This is a genomic window from Pseudoxanthomonas mexicana, from assembly GCF_001556105.1.
Taxonomy (GTDB): domain Bacteria; phylum Pseudomonadota; class Gammaproteobacteria; order Xanthomonadales; family Xanthomonadaceae; genus Pseudoxanthomonas_A; species Pseudoxanthomonas_A mexicana_A.
This window is the reverse complement of record NZ_LSIF01000107.1, coordinates 1-1,086: the sequence shown is the minus strand read 5'-3', so window position 1 is coordinate 1,086 and position 1,086 is coordinate 1. Positions and strand designations below refer to the sequence as shown.

Here is a 1,086-nt window from a genome sequence, read left to right as displayed (position 1 = left end):
AAAGGCGCTACGCGCAGAGCGGCGACTGAGTGTCTACAGAACTCTGGCCGGTCCATCGTCATCGCTCCAGAGCGCCTTCATTTCCGTCCGAGTGAGGCGTGCAGACACATTTTCCGTGTGCATTCCAGAAAATACTCGTCCGATATAAGGATTGAGCTTTGGCCACTTGTTTGTTTTTCTTTGGAAGTGGCCGTGTGGGACAGAAGGATAACAATCGTGATCACCTGCAGTGAACATCCAGGTTTTCAACGCAAGAAATTGCATGTAGGGGGAACTATCTTCGTCACCCCCCTGACCGCCGCTGGAGCCGCTGCCGCTTGCGGCTCCTTCGCCTTTAGGTAACTCCGGTTTGCGGCGAGCGGGCTCTTCCTCAGGGCTTTCCAGCCTTGGGTCTCGCATCCCAGCGTTACTCTCAGAGAGCCAATCAGCAACCTTCATTCTTTCGAGGTACTCAGCCACACCAATCAAACCAATCCCGTAGCTAAGGTCGGTGAGTAAAATAATGTTCGAGTTCATGGGATCCTTCCAGAGACGCAAAACGCCTGAGTTAAGCCGACCCGCGAAGCGGATTCAGCTTGAATGAATTGTTAGGTCTCTTTGCGACGAAATCCGTCAACAACCCATTTTACTATTCTGGGCAGAACATACAGGCATGCCAACAACGCAAGCGGGGGTACAAGGAGCGCGGCCATTAGTCCTGTCCAATTGATAGAAATATGACGTGTTGGCAACAGGGCGCGTAACTCCATCTTGTCGGCAGATGCAACCTCTAAGTTCTTCTCTAAGAATGGATTATTTTCTGGCTGGATGCCTAGCGAGCCAATTTGCTGATCTTTAGCGGGTCTGCTGCTGTAAACAGGTGTGAACTTTGGAGGGTCGATCCGCACATTCAGAAGACGGAAGGGGAGTCCAGAAATCTCTTCCTTCCCACTCGCAGCGGTGAAGATGACAAATGAGAGCCACGAAGCGATCACTAGGGTTGCGAGTCGTTGCCATCCATTGAGTCGTGAATGTAGTGACATAGCGGCCTAACGCCTTATGTCTTTGAACTTCCCTACTGTAGTGGCCGAGAACCCGGCGTGCGCG

1 protein-coding gene is annotated in these 1,086 nt (G+C 52.0%); it reads right to left on the bottom strand.

Translation table 11 applies throughout. The features are described 5' to 3' along the window. Window positions 1–33: 33 nt before the first annotated feature. The gene (locus tag AX730_RS19040) at window positions 34–516 is read right to left on the bottom strand and encodes a hypothetical protein (RefSeq protein WP_157074342.1); all 483 of its coding nucleotides are present in this window, start codon (window positions 514–516) and stop codon (window positions 34–36) included. Window positions 517–1,086: the final 570 nt, after the last annotated feature.